Below are 19,863 nucleotides of genomic sequence, written 5' to 3' on the forward strand. Positions count from 1 at the left end.
GTTTAGCAGGTTTTGCTTTCAGCGGCTTGACTAAAAAGCTTTCGGATTTATTTCCGTCAGCTTTTTTCGTATTAATAGGATTGCCATAGCTAGCAAATTGTAAATTAATTGATTTGTAACCAATTCAAATGACCTTATATGATAAAATAAAGTATCCATATTTTTTCTAAGGAGTATTCGCAAATGATAGGTAGGAAGGTAATATCATTGATTCGCAAGCATTTTCTCTATTCGTTTAAATCGACCATTAATGCTTTGTTTGTTCCTATTATTATATTGTTTATTACTTTGACTGGTTGGATTTCTTATTTACTTGCAGCAGCCCAAATTGAAGAAAATGCCTATAAAAATATTAATGATACAGTCTTTCAAACAAAGGGGTATCTAGAGGATAACCTTTCCGATGTGTTTGAACAATTGGTAGCGTTATCAAATAATCCCCATATATACGAACTAATCTCTACAGACCCAGCTAATATTACACCTAAGCTTTATATCGAATTGGATAAAGAGTTACAGGTGATTCAATCTCATTATGATACCGTTATTGAATCACTAGTTGTGGATATGCACGGCGGAGAATTTCTTATGTATCGTAGTATCTATCCTAAGGCGAATAGCCACTTTTCATATGAAACGTATTACGACAGATTCGCGGGAAGTAAAGAAAATTTCTATTGGCAGAACCTTCACAAGGATGAAATTTTCAATAATAAAAGAGATGTAGTATCTGTATTTAAATTAATAGGGCATGCCAATTCTAAAGCAAATGGAATACTGATTTTTAATTTACGATACGATTTTTTTGAAAGGGTTTTCAATAAATCGTTGATAGGAGAGAATGGCTACTTAACATTAATTAGTTCAGATGGTGCGCTCAATTCAAAGACAGTGTCAGCGGAATACCGATTGGATGATGCGACTCTTTCTTATATGAATAAGATTGAAAATGAAAAAGGCCAATTCTCTTTTGTAAATGAAGATGGCAATAAGATGATTGTAATCTATGAAACAATAGGCGTTAATAAATGGAAAGTAGCGGCAGTGTTGCCTGAAGCTGAACTATTAAACAAAGCAAACTATATTAAATTCGTGACCATTGCCGTCATTATCCTATTAATTTTAATTGCTGTTTTTGTGGCAAATTTTTTGGTCATGTATATTACTAAGCCGTTAACAAAACTTGTTAAACAAATGAAAAACATTGATGAAAATAACCTTGATTTGAGCTATGAAATTGCCGCTCCTAAGGAATTCGAAATACTACAATCAGGTTTTAAAGATTTAATGACCCGGATTCATGTACTCCTTCTTCAAAATAAACTAGATCAAGAAGAAAAAAGGCAGCTGGAATTTGCGATCATGCATGCGCAAATTAATCCCCATTTTCTCTATAATACGCTTTATTCAATCAAGGGTTTATGTGATATGGGACAAACACGTGATGCGAGTACAATGATTAGTGCACTATCCAACTTTTTCCGCATCAGTATTAGTAGAGGCAGAGAAATTATTAGTATTGAAGAAGAACTAGAGCATATCAAAAATTATTTGTATATTCAGGAAATGAGATACGGAGATGAATTTACGTATGAAATGGATGTGGACCCACGTATTCTCCCTTATAACATCATAAAGCTTACATTACAGCCACTCATTGAAAATGCGATATATCATGGGGTTAAACAACGGCGAGGGCAAGGTGTTATTACTGTAAAAGGATATGAGCATGATCAACATATAATATTTACGATTAAAGATAATGGTATCGGAATTAGTGAGGCTAGATTGAAAGAAATAAAAAAGGAGATTGGCGAGCATTTATCTGAAGAAAAAGGAACAGTGGGAATTGGTTTAAAGAGTGTGGATGGCCGGATAAAGATCCACTTTGGTACGGAATATGGCTTGATGATTGATAGCGAAGAAGGAAGAGGGACGACAATTACAGTACGACTACCGAAGATAAAAGGAGTGGCTGGATCATATGCAAAAAGTAATAATCGTTGATGATGATCGAATTATCAGGCAATGGTTGTCTACTGCAATTCCATGGCAGGAATATGGTTTTAAGCTTACCGGGGAAGCTTCTGATGGGGAGACGGCAATAGAACTTATTGAGAAGGAACAGCCGCAAATCGTCATTTCAGATATTAATATGCCATTTATGGATGGTTTGGAATTAGCGAAGCAAGTAAAGAGCAAAAGTCCTGACACATATATTATATTTATGACTGGTTATGAAGATTTTAAGTATGCTCATGAAGCGTTAAAGTTAAAAGTCTTCGACTATCTATTAAAACCAGTAGATAAAGATCAGCTCCTTGAAAAAGTAAAAGAAGCTGCGATGGAATGGAAAGTAAACCAAAAAAGAGAAAAAAATTTAGCTGAGGTTACCCCATACTTACAACGAAATTTATTTCATAAATTAACTGAACCAACCAACATACCAATAGACGTAGAGCAAGAATTGTTAAGTGTAGGTATTGAATTACAAGGTCCTTATTTTGTGGCCATTCTCATAAAATTCGATGTAGGAAGTCAAAATGAAATGAATGATGAAAACTTAAAAACCGTGATTAAAGAAGTGATTTCCCGTGAACTGAAAAAAAATCAAGGAAGGGTGATGGAAGCTGGAATCGATCAATTTCTACTACTCCTATTTCCACATGAGGAGATAGGAGCAGTAGAAATAAGACAGTTTACGGAATATCTTTTTCAAGAAATTTACAAAAAGACTGAAATTTGTACGACAGGAACATTCGGAAGAATTTATCAAGAAGGGTTCGAAATTGGTTTCTCCATTTTAGAAGCGCATCTAGCAATGAATATGCGCCATATTATGGGGAAAGGCCAGGTCTACTCCCTTGATGATCTTGTATCTGATAACTCCCATTATCAAAAAGATATAACACAGTTGGAAGAAGAGTTAGTAGAGCAAATCAAACGTGGTCTTCCTGATAAAGCGAATGAAACGATTCAGTTACTATTTAAAATATTAGTGGATAGTAAAGAAGCTACCCTCCAAGATATTAGGTTCCTTGCAGTAAAATATATTACCCTACTATTTCATGAAGCTGAGAAATGGAATTGGCGCCATACGAATAGCGAGAAGTTAACCGCGCATTACAGGAAAGTCATGAAAATGGAAACGCTACATGATATTTTTAGTTTAATTCAAAGTACTTTGCAGGAATGGAAAGAGTTTATGAATCAAAAGAAAGAGAAAAATAGCTATACGCTTGTGGATCAAGCAATGGAGTATGTAGATGCTCATTATCATATGGAAGGCGTAACATTACAAAAAGTTGCTGAAGTGATTCATGTTAGCGCGCCATATTTAAGCAATTTATTTAAAGTGGAGAAAGGAATTAACTTTGGCGATTACTTACTAGGATTAAGAATGAGAAAAGCGATGGAATTATTCAGTGAAAATAAAATCAAAACATATGAAGTAGCTGATAGGGTCGGGTACAATAACCCTCAATACTTTAGTATGTGCTTTAAAAAATATACGGGATACACACCGGCAGAATATCGCAAAACTCATTAATGTGGACCAATTCATTTAATTGTAGAAGCTGGAGATCATAACAAGTTGAGGTTCTACTATCTGGAATATTGGCTGGGCTACTCAATCGAAATTGTGCATCCAATTGCAATGGGGCTATTCAAGTAAAGGCATTCGAGCATTCATATGAATGTTAAATAAGAAATTAGTACCAAGTAATAAAACATAGTGATAAAATGGATATATCTATCCATATTGGGGTGAATGTGAGTGTATACACCTGTCGCTAAGTTCGTGAGGTTTCTGTTAAAATTACGAGGCAAATTGGTTGTGAAAAATATAGAAAATCTGCCCGATGAGTCCGGCTATGTAATTGCTTGTACACACAGAGGGTGGGTCGACATCCTGGCGCTCGGCGTTTCGATTCTACCTGCGGAAATTCATTTTATGGCGAAGAAAGAACTATTCCAGAACAAAGCAATTGGTTGGTTTTTAAGAAAAATTAATGCATTTCCAATCGACCGCGATAACCCAGGAACAAGCACGGTAAAGATTCCAATTCAATTATTGAAGCAAGATAAGAATGTGGGGATTTTTCCTTCTGGTACCAGAACGTCAGAGGAAGCTCCGTTAAAGCGGGGAGCGGTTACGATTGCGAAATTAGCTCGCGTTCCAATCGTGCCTGCTGCTTACTCAGGTCCAACGGGTTTTAAGGATTTATTTAAAAGGCAGCCGATTACGATTATTATTGGTGAACCGATTTATCTAGATTCGGCTAAGAAGGGGAAAGACGAGTTGGATCTTGTAACAACGGAATTATCGGACGTGTTTAAAGCATTGGAACAGCGGATAAGCTCTTAATTGTTTTATAAATGCCTTTGCAATGGTAAAATACCCCAGGTTGTTTTTATAGAAAATGGGCAGAGCAAGGATCATCAAGGTAAAGGATTTTTATATAACGTTTTTATGCTATCACTTTTGCTCGCGCGACCTTATTAAGGTCGCTTTAAATCTTTATGACGATCAACCATTTATGCATGAAGGAAAATGTAAAATTAGGGAAAGCTATAAAATATCTGTTTTAGGAGGGGTTATATGTACCATCTCTTTTCACATAATGATTTAGATGGAGTCGGCTGTGGGATTGTCGCAAAGCTTGCATGGGGTAATGAGGTAAAGGTGAGCTATAATTCGATTGGTCGGTTGAATCATCAAGTGGCTGGGTTTCTTGAAAATGCTACGGGAATGGACACGCTAATTATTACCGATTTATCCGTGAACGAAGAGAATGAGAAGAAAATTAATGAATATGTCGCTGCTGGCGGAAAGGCATTGTTAATTGATCATCATAAATCGGCGCTGCATTTGAATGAACATGCTTGGGCGTCTGTGACCGTAGAGCAGGAAGACGGCAAGTTAACATCAGCCACATCTCTTTTGTACGATTACTTAGATAGAGAAGGCTTGCTTACGAAAACAAAAGGTGCAGATGAGTTCGTCGAACTAGTGAGACAATATGATACATGGGAGTGGGACGTGAATCAAAATTTCACTGCAAAGAAATTAAACGATCTCTTCTTCATGATATCAATTGATGAGTTTGAAAGAAAAATTTTGACGAAACTCAACAGTAGCGAGCCGTTTCATTTTGATGAGATTGAAAGTAAGTTACTTGATGTCGAAGAAAGCAGAGTAACACGTTACATAAATCGAAAAAAACGTGAAGTGTATCAAGTGGTTATAGGCGAACATTTAGCAGGCATTGTCCATGGGGAAAACTATCATTCAGAACTTGGGAATGAGCTATCCAAGGAGTTTACGCATCTGGACTATATTGCGATTGTAATGGTTGGTAGTAAACGGATTAGTTTACGAACGATTCATGATGATGTGGATGTTTCTGAAATTGCGGCGCTTTATGATGGTGGTGGACATCGCAAGGCCTCAGGATGCAACTTAACAGAGAAGGCATTTAAGCAATTTGTTGAGCAAACATTCTATTTGGAACCACTGAAGCGTGATGCCTTTAAAAATCAACATAATCTGAAAGGTGCTCCGAGTGGCTCTTTGTATAAAGGCAGAAATGACGAGTCCATTTTTGTCTATCAAAAAGGGGAGGAGAATTGGGTGATTGAGATAAGTCAGAAACCACTTACAAAAACCTTCTCTTCATTTGAAACAGCGGAAAAGCATTTGAAAAAGGAATATTTTGCAGTCTTGGTCAGGGATGCTGATTGGATTGGCCATTTACTAAAATTCTCGCCATATTATAAAAAATAAAAAAATGCAGAAAGAGAGATTGCTCTTTCTGCATTTTTTTATGGTTACAATTGTGCAGAATAGCGGATAATAAAGTGAAACTTCAATCAGTGGGGGGCTTACTGACCGTTAATGCGGGATAAAAATTGTCAATATAGGTAATGCATAGTTTCAGCACTTATTTCAACTATAGTAGGAAAGGTTTAGGATACTAGAGGAACCAGCCATATTACATTTTCTAGTTGATAGGAGATCATTCGTTATGTCATGGAAATTGGTGTTTTCAAGCGAGTTTATAAATGATGTTGCAGTTTCAGCAGGTATCTTTTTGTTATTTTTACTTTTCCGGAAGATGTTTTCAAAATATGTGATTGCTTTACTAATAAAGGTGAGTCGAAAAGCACCAAATACTTTTTTCTCTCACATATTTTTATCATTTGAAAAACCAATTCAGTGGCTGTTCATTCTATTAGGGATCTATATTTCTGTTTGGTATTTCCCTTATCTGGACCAAACACATTTGTTATTTATTAAATTAATAAAATCCTCGATTATCTTTCTTGTCGGCTGGGGATTGTATAACTTTTCATCTTCATCTACACTTCTTTTTGCACAGCTTAACGAAAGATTCAATTTTGAAGTTGATGAGATACTTATCCCATTCTTGTCAAAAGTATTGCGGGTGATCATTGTAATAATTAGTTTTAGTGGGATTGCAGAAGAATTTAATTACAATGTTATTGGCTTTGTTGGAGGGTTAGGCTTAGGCGGGCTTGCATTTGCTCTAGCTGCTAAGGATGCAATTGGCAATTTATTTGGAGGCGTCATCATCGTTACAGAAAAACCTTTTACGATTGGGGATTGGATTTTGACACCTAGCGTAGAAGGAACAGTTGAAACAATCACTTTCAGAAGTACAAAGATACGCACATTTGCTCAAGCACTTGTTATAGTACCTAACTCAAAGCTCGCCAATGAAACAATAACGAACTGGAGTGAAATGGGGAAAAGGCGAATCGTGTTCAATTTAAGTGTAGCGTATGATACACCTAAAGATAAATTAGAAGATGTCATGAACCAGATTGAGTATATGTTAAAAAATCACACAGAAATCCATCAAGACACAATCATTGCAAAGTTTGATAAATACGGGGTAGATGGATTCGATATGTACTTTTACTTCTTTACGAAAACAACGGTCTGGAAAGAATTCTTAAAAGTAAAAGAAGAAATTAACTTTGCCATCATGGATATTCTTAATAATGAAGGAGTTGCCCTAGCGATCCCAAATAGAAAATTGTATGTCAATTCCAATTCTGAAGGAACACAAAGTGAAACGTATTTGAGGAATTCACAAGATTCTATTTGAAATATTTTAGCTATACAAAAACGAAACACATCGAGAAAATGTCCGAGAACAAAAGTGCCTGATTCCACAACTACTCAAAATTGTTTACATGAAATATTAAACAATTTAGAGTGTGCGGTCAGACCTTTAGGATCTTCTTCATGTGTTTTTTATAATGGAAAAAGGATGTTCCTGAAACTAAGCCTTCTTGGCATCGTCTAAGAAAGTCCTATTTATCTGATGGATGACGGTTTATAATCCTTTTCCTTTTTTGAAAACGTCCATTTTTTTCTTTTGATAATTGAATGCTTCTCATTTAAATTGATGTATATATTATACCGATATTTTAATAATTATCCTTTTTTACATTGTTATCAGATGTCAGAAATAATATGAGACTATATGGGATCTTTACATTTTATTGTTAAATAATGCGTTTACATAATGAGTGAATAATTATAATTCATTTAAAAATCAAAATTATCTTTTAATTCATTAAATTCTATGATAATATTTTAAAATATTAAAATATTATCATACTAAAAGAAAGTGAAGTGATTCTTATGTCACAAATGCCACAAATGTTAGCTTTAGTTATTCTTGTATTAATTTTATATATAGGTGACGTAGTAGCTGTTCGAACAAAAGCCTGGGTACCGTCTGTATTCGTTTGTGCTGTACTATTTCTTATTGGATATTGGACATTTTTCCCTACAGACATCGTAGCGGTGGCTGGAGTACCACCAGTGGTTGCGACGATGATGATGTACTTATTAATTACAAATATGGGGACTTTGCTTTCTCTCCAAGAATTGAAGAATCAATGGAAGACCATTGTCATTGCCCTTTCTGGTGTTTTAGGAATTATCGCTATACTATTTACGATCGGAACATTGATTTTCGACTTTAAAACAGTCGTTGTTGCCATTCCTCCATTAGTAGGTGGAATCGTATCAGCATTAATTATGTCTGAAGGAGCCAAAGAAGCAGGACTTGCGTCTTTATCTGTATTTGCAATCGTCATCTACGTTATGCAAGGATTTGCAGGATATCCTATCACTTCAATTGTATTAAAAAAGGAAGGGAAAAGATTACTTGAGAAATACCGTAGTGGAGAGCTGACAATAAAAGATGCGAAAAATGGTGTGGAAGTAGAGAAGGAGCAGGAACTTAAACTTTTCAAATATTTGCCGGAAAAATATAACACGGAATATTTCAAATTTTTTAGGCTTGCCGTAGTTGGTTACCTTGCCTATCTTGTCTCTACTTTACTTGCGCCGTTCGTGACGGTTAATGCACTTGTCCTATGTTTATTATTTGGAATTATCGCAAAAAGTGTCGGCTTTTTGGAAAAACAACCTTTACAAAAAGCGAATGGGTTCGGTTTCTCTATTATGGCTCTTATGCTTTTCATTTTCGACGGTTTGCAAAAGGCGACACCAAGTATGATGCTTGAGATCTTATATCCTCTCATCGTTTGTATTATTTTAGCAGTCATCGGAATGTATATATTCTCATTCATAATCGGTAAAATTTTAAAAGTCAGCAAAGAAATGGCGTTCGCCGTATCGTTAACAGCCTTATATGGGTTTCCCGCAGACTACATCATTACGAACGAAGTGATAAAGTCCTTAACGAATGATGAGAAAGAAAAAGAAGTGCTAACGAGCCACATGTTGCCACCTATGCTCGTTGGTGGATTCATAACTGTAACAATCGTTTCAGTCGTTTTAGCAGGAATATTCGTAGGATTCTTGTAAAAAAAGAAGGGGATTGTGAAAATGTCTCAACAACGAATGGAAAGCCATATAAACGCTTTAAGTGCATTTACATCGACACCTGATAAAGGGGTTACTCGCCTTACGTACAGCAAAGAAGATTTGCAAGCAAGAAATTATATCAAGGAAAAAATGAAGGGATATGGTCTGATTGTTTCGGAAGATGGTTTTGGCAATATTTTTGGAAAGTTTGAAGGAAGTTTAAAAGACGCACCAAGCGTTCTCATTGGTTCACATTTTGATTCTGTCCCGAATGGTGGAGCGTATGACGGTACTGCCGGAGTCGTTGCAGGTTTGGAAGTAGCCGCTCTCTTTTCTGAAAATCAATTAAAACCGAAATATCCTTTGGAAATCATTGCGATGGTCGAAGAAGAAGGATCAAGATTTGGTGGCGGACTGATGGGATCGCGAGGAATTATCGGTTCACTGAGTGAGGAAGAGTTTAAAAATCTAAAAGACAAAGACGGCATCTCGACGGAAGAAGCAATGTCAAAAATCGGACTAGATTCTTCATTAGCCAAAGAGAGAAAGCCAAATACAATAAAGGCATTTTTGGAGTTGCATATCGAACAAGGCCCGATTCTAGAAGAAAAGAATCTTCCAATCGGTGTCGTTGAAGCCATCGTTGGGTTGGCCCAATTGGAAGTGACGATAGAAGGGCGAGCAGGTCATGCAGGTACAACTCCAATGGATCGCCGCTCGGATGCTTTAGTTATTTCTGCAAAGATCATTTCACAACTTCCGGATCTTGCAATCGATGAAGGAGAAGGAACCGTCATCACAACAGGTCGTTTAGAAGTCTTTCCTAATGGAGCAAATGTCATTCCAGAGAAAGTGATATTCTCTGTGGACATCAGATCTGGTAAGGAAGAAAACGTACGAAACACAATCCGAAAAACAATAGAACTGATACAGTCTTACAGTGAAAATGGAATCCGGACATCTGTTGAAGAGCTTTTATATATTCAACCAAAAGAATTGAATATGGACATTCGTTCTTTGTTAAAACAAGAGAGTAGTAGGTTAGAAATCCCGTATTGTTCCATTAATAGTGGCGCAGGTCATGATGCGATGATCTTTTCTGATGTTACAAATGTCGGGATGATTTTCATTCCAAGTAAAGACGGGCTTAGCCATTGTCCAGAAGAATGGTCGGATGCACGTCATTTGGCGGAGGGTTTCCAAATCCTTTTTGAAGCAGCGAAGAACTTAACGGAGGTTGAATAAACATGATTCATCAAAAAATTAAAGAAGCGATTCAGACATATAGTGAAGAACTAACAGAGTTACGCAGAAAGCTCCACAGTGAGCCAGAGGTATCATGGGAAGAAGAAAACACGACAGCATTCATTTGTGAATATCTAGAAAATTTAGGAATTCCTTATCGTCGAACAAATCCTACAGGTGTCATTGCAAATGTAGCAGGGGCCAAGGTAGGGAAAACGGTCGCTTTAAGAGCGGATATAGACGCATTACCAGTAGAAGAATTGAACAAAGATCTTCCATATGCTTCAAAGGAAGATGGAAAAATGCATGCTTGTGGTCATGATGCACATACTGCCATGCTGCTTATTGCAGCCAAAGCTCTAAATGAAAGTAAAGAGGAACTACCCGGGACTGTAAGATTAATATTCCAACCTGCTGAAGAAGCGGCAACAGGTGCACGAGAAATGGTGAAGCAAGGTGCGATGGAAGGCGTCGATAATGTATTTGGTATTCATATATGGTCACAGATGCCGACTCATAAAGTTTCATGTACACCGGGACCATCTTTTGCTTCAGCCGATATTGTTAAAGTTACATTTAAAGGAAAAGGTGGTCACGGCGCCATGCCACATGATTGCATCGATGCAGCCATTGTTGCTTCCTCTTTCGTCATGAATGTTCAAACTGTTGTATCAAGAACAATTGATCCGCAAAGACCTGCCGTGCTTACAATAGGAAAAATGGATGTCGGCACACGCTTCAATGTCATTGCTGAAAATGCTGTCATCGAAGGAACGGTCCGTTGTTTTGACAATGAAACGCGTGCACATATTGAAAAGCAAATCGAGCAATACGCTGAAAATGTTGCAAATATTTACGGGGCAAGTGCCGAAGTGGAATATATTCGCGGAACCCAACCGGTTATTAATGATGAATATAGTGCTAAGTTTGTACAACAGGTCGCTTCGGGAGCCTTCGGCGAGGATGTTTTATATACTGAAAAGCCGACAATGGGTGGCGAAGACTTTAGCTTCTATTTAGACGAGGCCCCTGGCAGTTTCGCATTAGTCGGCAGTGGGAATCCCGAAAAAGATACGGAATGGGCACATCACCATGGAAAATTCAATATTGACGAAGACGCTCTCGCTACTGGAGCCGAACTATACGCTCAATATGCATGGGCATATTTGAACGAGTAAGAGAGTAGGCAAAAGAAGGTGGAATCCAGAGGGTTCAGACTCTTATGGACACCTTCTTTGTCTTTTTTTGCGGATGCGAGTAGTGATTTTCATTGAAAAGTGAAAGTGTTCAGTCCTGTAGATCAAGTTTTCATGCCCGAATGGGATCCACCAGCTGAGGAATGAGCGCTTTACGCACTGGAAAAGAGTTTTTGCGAGCTGAAATCGAACTTTGTGCATCAGACCAAAGTGAACCTATTTCATGAGTGATTATGGTAACGCTTACAATAAATAGGAGAGAATTTGTCATCATATTGTCGCACTATATGCAACGCGAAGACGAACATACATTATGGTTATTTGTAAGCTAATGATGAATATTTCTATATCCGAATTGAATTTAATAGTCTGTTTAAAAGGCTAATCCATCGGTTTTCTCTTCTTGTTTTTGCTCATTAAAGCCTGTATCTACCTTAAGGCATAAACAGCATGATCACATTTCTCAAAACAACAGCGAATCGACTACTATATTGAATCTTGCGGGTGATGACAGGCTTTATCGACCGAAAATTAATATCCCCAATATATTTACAAAGCTAATTCATTGGCGGTAACAAGATGAATTCCGTTTGATTTTGCAAATTCTTGATATGTTTCATCTGGTAGGGTGTCGGTAATCAAATAATCGATCTTATCTAACGTGCAATAAGTCATGACAGCAGACTTATCAAATTTAAAATGATCAACCAATAAATAGACTTCTGAACTTCTTTCAACAACTGTTTGTTTTATTTCATTTTCAAGAGGGGATGAATTGGTCACACCATTTGTTATGGAGATGCCTGTTGAAGCCATGAACGCTTTGTTAATGTTATACGCCATTAATAAATCCATTTTTTTTAAGATCGCAAACGATTTGGTTTTGCGTTCAAGCATTCCTCCCGTTGAAATGACATTTAAATTTTCAAAAGGGAGAGAATTAATAATAAAATCAAGATTATTCGTAATAATCGTCAATTCTTTTGTCTTTAAAAACTCAAACATTTCTAATGTTGTCGTCCCTGAATCGATAAAAATAATATCTCCGTCTTCAACATATTGTGCAGCTGATTGAGCAATTATTACTTTTTGTTGCTGGTTACGTGTGATTCGATCAGTAAAGGATACAAGTGTTGAATGATTCACAGCGACTCCACCATATACCTTCTTAATGTCCCCGCTTTCAACTAACAACTGAATATCACGTCTAATTGTATTTTTGGATACATTAAAGACATTAACAAGTTCATCAAAAGATACAGTTTGATGTTCAAAAATATAATCTCGGATTAGGTTAATTCGTTTCACTTTTATCATATTTATCCATCCTTATTTACTAATATATCCACTATTCGTTACATTGTCATAGAGTTATTAGATGATAACATGTATCAAAGTCTCATTACAATAAGAGGTTGTTCAAAAATTCCGGTAAAAAAGCTTGCGAATTTCTTCGTCACTCATTAATGACCTTCTGTTAAGATCGCGCACGTCCTGTGCAAGCCCAGTCCTCACGTATTACTGTATACGTGCAGGTATAGAGACAATCGCTCCTCGAACTTCTCGGCTCTTTTTATCCTCCTTTTTGAATATGCACTATAAGACATTTTAACAAAATAGATTAACTAGATAATTGATTATAGTATGTCATATCAGTTGCGCTTTATCAATACTTAACCAAAAGATAATCATTTTATTTTATGAAATCAAAAAAAAGATGATTGAAAGGGTTTTCGAAGTTAATAATCTCTTTCTTTTAACAAGGGAATAGACATATGAATGAATCGATTCAATATAGTGGTTAGTTTCTGCGTATAAATGTGTAATAATTTAGTAATTTAGTAAAAAAATATTTGAATTAATAGAAAACATTTGACTGAAAGCGCTTTTATTAATATAATCTAATCATAAGATAATCAAAAGATATCCAAAAAGTAATAAACCTTACCAATTTGGAATCATTTGATGGAATACAGTTACAATGACCAAATAGATAAGTTATTAAAAAGGTATTAGCATTTATTCATGTAGTGCCAAAATTTAAAGGTATTCTCTAGGAGGAATTGACATGCCAACAGTAGCAGTAGAAAAACTAAAAAATTATATAAATGGTGAATGGGTTGAAAGCAAAACGACTCAATATGAAGACGTTTACAACCCAGCAACAAAAGAAGTGATTGCCCAAGTACCACTTTCAACAAAAGAAGATATCGAATATGCGGCAGAAGTCGCGAAAAAAGCATTTGAAAAATGGAGCAAAGTTGCGGTACCACGACGTGCAAGAATCTTATTCAATTATCAGCAATTATTAACAAAACATAAAGAAGAGCTAGCTCGTCTAATCACAATTGAAAATGGTAAAAATCTTTCTGAGGCGTTAGGCGAAGTGCAACGTGGAATTGAAAATGTAGAATTTGCTGCAGGTGCACCAACTTTAATGATGGGAGATTCACTATCTTCGATTGCTACAGATGTTGAAGCAACAACATATCGCTATCCAATTGGTGTTATTGGTGGAATTACACCATTTAACTTCCCGATGATGGTGCCATGTTGGATGTTCCCGATGGCAATCGCGCTAGGGAATACGTTTATTTTGAAACCATCAGAAAGAACGCCGCTTTTAACACAAAGAATAGTAGAATTATTTACCGAAGCCGGACTTCCAAATGGGGTATTTAACGTTGTTCACGGTGCACATGATGTCGTAAATGGTATTTTAGATCATCCTGAGATTAAAGCGATTTCATTCGTCGGTTCAAAACCTGTAGGAGAATACGTATACAAACGAGGCAGCGAGAATTTAAAACGTGTTCAAGCGTTAACAGGTGCTAAAAACCATACGATTGTCCTAAATGATGCTGATTTAGAGGAAACAGTGACAAATATTATCGGGGCTGCATTTGGTTCTGCTGGTGAACGTTGCATGGCATGTGCTGTTGTAACTGTAGAAGAAGGAATTGCCGATGCATTTATGGCGAAGTTAAAAGAAAAAACAGCCGCTATTAAAATTGGTAACGGCCTGGATGATGGTGTATTTTTAGGTCCCGTTATAAGAGAAGAAAATCAAAAACGTACGATCAGTTATATTGAAAAAGGGCTTGCAGAAGGTGCAAATCTCGTATGTGATGGTCGAACGAACTCACCTGAAGATGGCTATTTCGTTGGACCAACCATTTTCGATGGTGTAACAACGGATATGACAATTTGGAAAGATGAAATATTTGCTCCAGTATTATCGATCATTCGTGTGAAAAACTTAAAAGAAGCGATTGAAATTGCGAATCAATCAGAATTTGCAAATGGAGCTTGTCTATTTTCAACGAATGCTCATTCAGTACGTTACTTCCGTGAAAATATTGACGCAGGGATGTTAGGAATTAATTTAGGTGTACCAGCCCCGATGGCTATTTTCCCATTCTCCGGATGGAAATCATCATTCTTCGGTACTTTACACGCAAATGGAAAAGACAGTGTTGATTTCTATACCCGTAAAAAAGTTGTCACAGCACGTTACGCAGAACCAACTTTTGAATAAGGCATATTGTTAGATGAAGGCAGTCATTTTTAGTTCTTAAATCATGAATGCTTGTAAGAAAAAATCAGGTCAGAGAGAGTTTCCTAATAAAGAACTCTTCTCTGACTCAAGTGAACTCATTCATGTACTTATATAATAGAAAGAATTAGAAAAATAAGAGGTGTTCATAATGAGTAAATTGCGCAGAAAACCAGCTAAAGCCGAATCGACTTCTGCAGTGACAATTGTTCATGAAGTAACGGCGGAGAATTCCTCATTAAAATATGTTGAATTTAAAATCGTCGATTTAGCTCCAGGTGCTAAGTATTCAGAGGAATTAGCGAAAACAGAATGTTGCATTGTGGCGTTAACTGGAAAAATCAATGTCACAGACAAAGAAGAAACGTTTCATAATATTGGTACGCGCGAAAGCGTTTTTGAAAAAATACCAACAGATAGCGTATATGTATCAAATGATCGTAGTTTTGAAGTCGAAGCAATGAGTCAAGCTCGTGTGGCACTTTGCTATTCACCTTCTGAAAAACAATTACCTACAAAACTAATTAGAGCGTCAGATATTACGTTTGAAAATAGAGGAACAAACAATAATAAACGACTAGTACATAATATTTTACCTGATTCAGATCCATCTGCTAATAGTTTGCTAGTTGTAGAAGTATATACAGAGAGCGGAAATTGGTCAAGTTATCCACCACATAAACATGATCAGGATAACTTACCAGAAGAATCGTTTTTAGAAGAAACCTATTATCACGAAATGAATCCGCAGCAAGGATTTGTTTTCCAACGTGTGTATACGGACGACCGTTCACTCGATGAAACAATGACTGTCGAGAATGGTGATGTAGTCATCGTACCAGTAGGGTATCATCCAGTTGGTGTACCTGATGGCTATCAATCTTATTATTTAAACGTAATGGCGGGACCAACACGTACTTGGAAATTCCACAACGATCCTGATCATGAATGGATTTTAAAGCGGTAAAAATAGATGAAAAACATCCATGAGAGTCTACTCCCAACTCAGGCGATGAAAAAGGTTTAAGATCTTAAACTGTACCACCTAATGAAGGTGGCGGTGGGGAACTGATTTTGCGAAGCCCCGCCCCTTATCCACAGAAAAGGAGCTGTTATCCGAGATGAAATATGAATTTAATACAGAGAGAAAATACGACATTATCGCGATTGGTCGCGCTTGTATTGATTTAAACGCCGTAGAGTATAACCGTCCGATGGAAGACACAATGACATTTTCAAAATACGTAGGTGGATCACCAGCTAATATTGCCATTGGCGGCTCTAAGCTAGGCTTAAAAGCAGGATTTATTGGTAAACTTTCTGATGACCAACATGGCCGCTTTATCGAACAATATATGCGTGGTGTTGGGATTGATACATCCAATATGGTGATAGATAAAGAAGGGCATAAAACAGGACTAGCTTTTACAGAGATTAAAAGCCCAGAAGAATGCAGTATTTTAATGTACCGAGAAGATGTGGCAGATCTCTATTTAAAACCATCTGAGGTTCATGAGGATTACATCAAACAATCAAAGATTTTACTCGTTTCAGGTACAGCGCTTTCGAAAAGTCCATCTCGTGAAGCGGTATTAAAAGCAGTAAACCTCGCTAAGAAAAATGACGTAAAAGTTATTTTTGAATTAGATTACCGTCCGTATACTTGGGAATCTGCTGAAGCAACCTCTGTTTATTATTCATTAGTCGCAAAGCAAGCCGATGTTGTCATTGGTACACGTGATGAATTTGATGTAATGGAAAATCGTACAGAAGGGCAAAACGAGAATACCGTCAATAATTTGTTTAAACATTCTCCAGAGTTAATCGTAATTAAGCACGGCGTAGATGGTTCCTATGCCTACACAAAATCAGGGCAAATGTTCAGAGGGCAAGCCTATTTAACAAAAGTATTAAAAACGTTCGGTGCCGGTGATTCCTATGCTTCTGCTTTCTTATACGCTTTAATTTCAGGTGAAGAAATTGAAACCGCTTTAAAATATGGCAGTGCGTCAGCGGCTATTGTAGTAAGCAAACATAGTTCTTCAGAAGCGATGCCTACAGTAGAAGAAATTGAACAATTAATTTCCAGGGAATCAGAAAAAGCAACCATTTAGATTGAGGTGAAATTCATGGCAACCATTCGATTAACAACAGCACAAGCTTTAATCAAATTTTTGAATCAACAATATATCCATGTTGATGGCCAAGAATTACCTTTTGTTGAAGGGATTTTTACTATTTTTGGACATGGAAATGTTTTGGGAATCGGTCAGGCACTTGAGCAAGATTCAGGTCATTTGAAAGTAATCCAAGGGAAAAATGAACAAGGAATGGCTCACGCTGCCATCGCTTATAGTAAGCAAATGTTGCGCCACAAAATATATGCAGTTACAACATCTGTTGGACCAGGTGCAGCCAATTTGGCAGCAGCTGCTGGTACAGCTCTTGCTAATAACATCCCGGTATTGTTTTTACCAGGGGATACTTTTGCAACGCGTCAGCCTGACCCCGTATTACAACAAGTTGAACAAGAGTATAGTGCAGCCATTACAACAAATGATGCACTTAAACCAGTTTCAAGATATTGGGATCGTATCACCCGCCCTGAACAGTTGATGTCTAGTTTGATTCGCGCATTTGAAGTCATGACAGATCCGGCCAAAGCAGGTCCGGCAACCATTTGTATTTCTCAAGATGTTGAAGGGGAAGCATATGATTTTGATGAGAAATTCTTTGGGAAGCGTGTCCATTATCTCGATCGTAAAGCTCCGGTAGATCGTGAGTTAAAAGGGGCGGCTGAGTTAATTAAAGCAAGCAAAAAACCTGTCATACTTGTTGGGGGAGGAGCAAAATATTCTGAAGCCCGTGAAATTATAATGAAGCTTTCAGAAAAACATCATATTCCATTAGTCGAAACACAAGCTGGTAAGGCAACTGTAGAATCCACATTTAAAAGTAATTTAGGGGGCTTGGGGGTTACTGGAACATTAGCGGCTAATAAAGCAGCACGTCAAGCGGACTTAATTATTGGGATTGGTACAAGATATACAGATTTTGCTACTTCATCAAAAACCGCTTTTAATTTCGAGACAACAAAGTTCCTAAATATCAACGTAAGTCGGATGCAAGCTTATAAATTGGATGCGTTCCAAGTTGTAGCAGATGCAAAAACAACATTAGAACAATTGGCTCCTCTATTAGATGGATATGAGAGTGAATTTGCCAATGTGATTACTGAATTAAAAGAAGAATGGGTAGCAGAGCGTGAGCGTTTAAGTCAAGTCAGTTTTAGTCGTGAGAGCTTTGATCCTGAGGTGAAAAATCAATTCTCTCAAGACATGCTAAATGAATATGCTGACGCTTTACAAACAGAATTGGCACAAACAACAGCATTACTTACTATTAATGACACCATCGAACCTGACAGTATCGTGATAAGTGCTGCTGGATCACTACCAGGAGATTTACAACGTATTTGGAATCCAACTGTACCGAATACTTATCATCTTGAATATGGCTATTCATGTATGGGGTATGAGGTTTCAGGATCATTAGGCATCAAATTAGCAGAGCCAACAAAAGAGGTTTACTCCCTTGTAGGTGATGGTAGTTTCCTCATGTTACATTCGGAATTTATCACAGCCATTCAATATAATCAAAAAGTTAATATCCTGTTATTCGATAACTCAGGGTTTGGTTGCATTAATAATTTGCAGATGGGAAATGGAGGCGGCAGTTATTTCTGTGAATTTAGGACGCATGATCATAAAATCTTGAATATTGATTATGCAAAAGTAGCAGAAGGATACGGGGCTAAAGCTTATCGCACTAATACAGTCGAAGAACTACAAGCAGCATTAGAAGACGCGAAGAAACAGGAAGTATCAACATTGATAGAAATGAAAGTGCTGCCAAAAACAATGACAGATGGATATGACAGCTGGTGGCATGTTGGTGTTGCTGAAGTATCTGAAAAAGAGAGCACGCAAAAGGCATATGAATTAAAACAACAAAAACTAAAGATTGCCAAACAATATTAAGAAAGAGGGTCGCTTTATGGAAGAGGGAAAGATTTCATGGGGAATTGCCCCGATTGGCTGGCGTAATGATGATATTCCAGAAATCGGTGCAGAGAATACATTGCAGCACCTATTAAGCGATATTGTAGTGGCGGGTTTTCAAGGGACAGAAGTTGGCGGCTTCTTCCCTGAACCCAAAGTGTTAAACAAAGAACTGGAACTTCGTAATTTAAAAATCGCTGGTCAATGGTTCAGTAGTTTTCTCATTCGTGATGGTGTCGAAGAAGTATCTAAAGCTTTCCACAAACATTGTGAGTATTTACAGGAAGTTCATGGAGACGTGGCAGTCGTTTCAGAGCAAACATATAGTATTCAAGGGTTAAATAGTAATGTGTTTTCTGAAAAACCTTATTTTACTGATGAGGAATGGGTAAAATTATGCCGAGGATTAAATGAACTTGGCAAAATCGCAAAACAGTACAATCTGAAATTAGTCTATCACCACCATATGGGAACAGGTATTCAAACGATAGAAGAAGTAGACCGTCTAATGGAAAGCACTGATTCAAACTATGTGCATTTACTTTATGATACAGGTCACATCTACGTTTCTGATGGTGATTATATATCATTGTTACATAAGCATATGGATCGTATCAAACATGTTCATTTTAAAGATGTTAGAAAAGATGTAATGGATCAATGCAAAAAGAGCGGAAAATCATTTTTACATTCCTTTTTAAGTGGCATGTTTACCGTACCAGGTGACGGCTGTATCGACTTTGTAAAAGTATACAAGCAGTTGCTTGATACGAATTATCAAGGCTGGATTGTCATTGAGGCTGAACAAGATCCTTCTGTCGCACATCCTTTAGAGTATGCTTTAATGGCTCGAAAATATATTGATGAAAAATTAATTCAAAAAGAAGGTAATAGATTAGTCAGAAATTAATTTTAAAAGCCCTGAAAGGG

The 19,863-nt window shown here is 37.0% G+C and carries 14 protein-coding genes; 13 read left to right on the forward strand and 1 reads right to left on the reverse strand.

What is annotated here, in order from left to right:
- Window positions 1–183 precede the first annotated feature (183 nt).
- From AC625_RS02885 to AC625_RS02920, 8 genes are all read left to right on the forward strand, one after another.
- Window positions 184–2,007, forward strand: coding sequence for a sensor histidine kinase (locus tag AC625_RS02885; RefSeq protein ID WP_245644918.1), 1,824 nt, complete (start codon window positions 184–186; stop codon window positions 2,005–2,007).
- Complete coding sequence (locus tag AC625_RS02890) at window positions 1,985–3,550, forward strand: response regulator transcription factor (protein ID WP_049679913.1); 1,566 nt, start codon at window positions 1,985–1,987, stop codon at window positions 3,548–3,550. The genes AC625_RS02885 and AC625_RS02890 overlap by 23 nt, the downstream gene beginning before the upstream one ends.
- Window positions 3,551–3,778: 228 nt before the next feature.
- Window positions 3,779–4,369: a lysophospholipid acyltransferase family protein gene (locus AC625_RS02895; protein ID WP_049679914.1), complete on the forward strand. Its 591-nt coding sequence runs from the start codon at window positions 3,779–3,781 to the stop codon at window positions 4,367–4,369.
- A 234-nt stretch (window positions 4,370–4,603) separates the two neighbouring features.
- Entirely contained in the window at window positions 4,604–5,788 is a 1,185-nt protein-coding gene (locus AC625_RS02900; RefSeq protein WP_049679915.1) for a DHH family phosphoesterase, read from the forward strand.
- A gap of 241 nt (window positions 5,789–6,029) precedes the next feature.
- Window positions 6,030–7,136 carry a mechanosensitive ion channel family protein gene (locus AC625_RS02905; protein WP_049679916.1) on the forward strand — a complete coding sequence of 369 codons (1,107 nt, stop codon included), beginning with the start codon at window positions 6,030–6,032 and terminating at the stop codon, window positions 7,134–7,136.
- A gap of 551 nt (window positions 7,137–7,687) precedes the next feature.
- Window positions 7,688–8,875: a hypothetical protein gene (locus AC625_RS02910; protein WP_049683564.1), complete on the forward strand. Its 1,188-nt coding sequence runs from the start codon at window positions 7,688–7,690 to the stop codon at window positions 8,873–8,875.
- Between the two features lie 15 nt (window positions 8,876–8,890).
- Window positions 8,891–10,120, forward strand: coding sequence for a Zn-dependent hydrolase (locus AC625_RS02915; protein WP_425415430.1), 1,230 nt, complete (start codon window positions 8,891–8,893; stop codon window positions 10,118–10,120).
- A gap of 2 nt (window positions 10,121–10,122) precedes the next feature.
- The gene (locus AC625_RS02920; protein ID WP_049679918.1) at window positions 10,123–11,298 is read left to right on the forward strand and encodes a M20 family metallopeptidase; all 1,176 of its coding nucleotides are present in this window, start codon (window positions 10,123–10,125) and stop codon (window positions 11,296–11,298) included.
- A 567-nt stretch (window positions 11,299–11,865) separates the two neighbouring features.
- On the opposite strand, the gene AC625_RS02925 is transcribed toward AC625_RS02920, so the two are convergent.
- A complete protein-coding gene (locus tag AC625_RS02925) occupies window positions 11,866–12,633 on the reverse strand; it encodes a DeoR/GlpR family DNA-binding transcription regulator (protein ID WP_049679919.1) in 768 nt (255 codons plus the stop codon).
- Window positions 12,634–13,384: 751 nt separating this feature from the next.
- Here AC625_RS02925 and iolA point away from each other — a divergent pair.
- The 5 genes from iolA to iolE all read left to right on the forward strand — a co-directional run bounded on the left by iolA (window position 13,385) and on the right by iolE (window position 19,843).
- Entirely contained in the window at window positions 13,385–14,854 is a 1,470-nt protein-coding gene (gene iolA / locus AC625_RS02930) for a methylmalonate-semialdehyde dehydrogenase (protein ID WP_049679920.1), read from the forward strand.
- Between the two features lie 169 nt (window positions 14,855–15,023).
- The gene (gene iolB / locus AC625_RS02935; RefSeq protein ID WP_049679921.1) at window positions 15,024–15,839 is read left to right on the forward strand and encodes a 5-deoxy-glucuronate isomerase; all 816 of its coding nucleotides are present in this window, start codon (window positions 15,024–15,026) and stop codon (window positions 15,837–15,839) included.
- Window positions 15,840–15,993: 154 nt separating this feature from the next.
- Window positions 15,994–16,986 (forward strand): 5-dehydro-2-deoxygluconokinase, encoded by a 993-nt coding sequence (iolC, locus tag AC625_RS02940; RefSeq protein ID WP_049679922.1) that lies wholly within the window; start codon window positions 15,994–15,996, stop codon window positions 16,984–16,986.
- A gap of 15 nt (window positions 16,987–17,001) precedes the next feature.
- A complete protein-coding gene (iolD, locus tag AC625_RS02945; RefSeq protein WP_049679923.1) occupies window positions 17,002–18,912 on the forward strand; it encodes a 3D-(3,5/4)-trihydroxycyclohexane-1,2-dione acylhydrolase (decyclizing) in 1,911 nt (636 codons plus the stop codon).
- 16 nt (window positions 18,913–18,928) lie between these two features.
- Window positions 18,929–19,843 (forward strand): myo-inosose-2 dehydratase, encoded by a 915-nt coding sequence (gene iolE, locus AC625_RS02950; protein ID WP_049679924.1) that lies wholly within the window; start codon window positions 18,929–18,931, stop codon window positions 19,841–19,843.
- The last annotated feature ends 20 nt before the right edge of the window (window positions 19,844–19,863 follow it).

The organism is Peribacillus loiseleuriae (assembly GCF_001183985.1).
Lineage (GTDB): Bacteria > Bacillota > Bacilli > Bacillales > DSM-1321 > Peribacillus > Peribacillus loiseleuriae.

Excerpts from the sequence above, each read along its gene's own strand:
- AC625_RS02885 (WP_245644918.1), top strand. The coding sequence starts at position 184 with ATGATAGGTAGGAAGGTAATATCATTGATTCGCAAGCATTTTCTCTAT.
- AC625_RS02890 (WP_049679913.1), top strand. The coding sequence starts at position 1,985 with ATGCAAAAAGTAATAATCGTTGATGATGATCGAATTATCAGGCAATGG.
- AC625_RS02900 (WP_049679915.1), top strand. The coding sequence starts at position 4,604 with ATGTACCATCTCTTTTCACATAATGATTTAGATGGAGTCGGCTGTGGG.
- AC625_RS02905 (WP_049679916.1), top strand. The coding sequence starts at position 6,030 with ATGTCATGGAAATTGGTGTTTTCAAGCGAGTTTATAAATGATGTTGCA.
- AC625_RS02910 (WP_049683564.1), top strand. The coding sequence starts at position 7,688 with ATGCCACAAATGTTAGCTTTAGTTATTCTTGTATTAATTTTATATATA.
- AC625_RS02920 (WP_049679918.1), top strand. The coding sequence starts at position 10,123 with ATGATTCATCAAAAAATTAAAGAAGCGATTCAGACATATAGTGAAGAA.
- AC625_RS02925 (WP_049679919.1), bottom strand. The coding sequence starts at position 12,633 with ATGATAAAAGTGAAACGAATTAACCTAATCCGAGATTATATTTTTGAA.
- iolA (WP_049679920.1), top strand. The coding sequence starts at position 13,385 with ATGCCAACAGTAGCAGTAGAAAAACTAAAAAATTATATAAATGGTGAA.
- iolB (WP_049679921.1), top strand. The coding sequence starts at position 15,024 with ATGAGTAAATTGCGCAGAAAACCAGCTAAAGCCGAATCGACTTCTGCA.
- iolC (WP_049679922.1), top strand. The coding sequence starts at position 15,994 with ATGAAATATGAATTTAATACAGAGAGAAAATACGACATTATCGCGATT.
- iolD (WP_049679923.1), top strand. The coding sequence starts at position 17,002 with ATGGCAACCATTCGATTAACAACAGCACAAGCTTTAATCAAATTTTTG.
- iolE (WP_049679924.1), top strand. The coding sequence starts at position 18,929 with ATGGAAGAGGGAAAGATTTCATGGGGAATTGCCCCGATTGGCTGGCGT.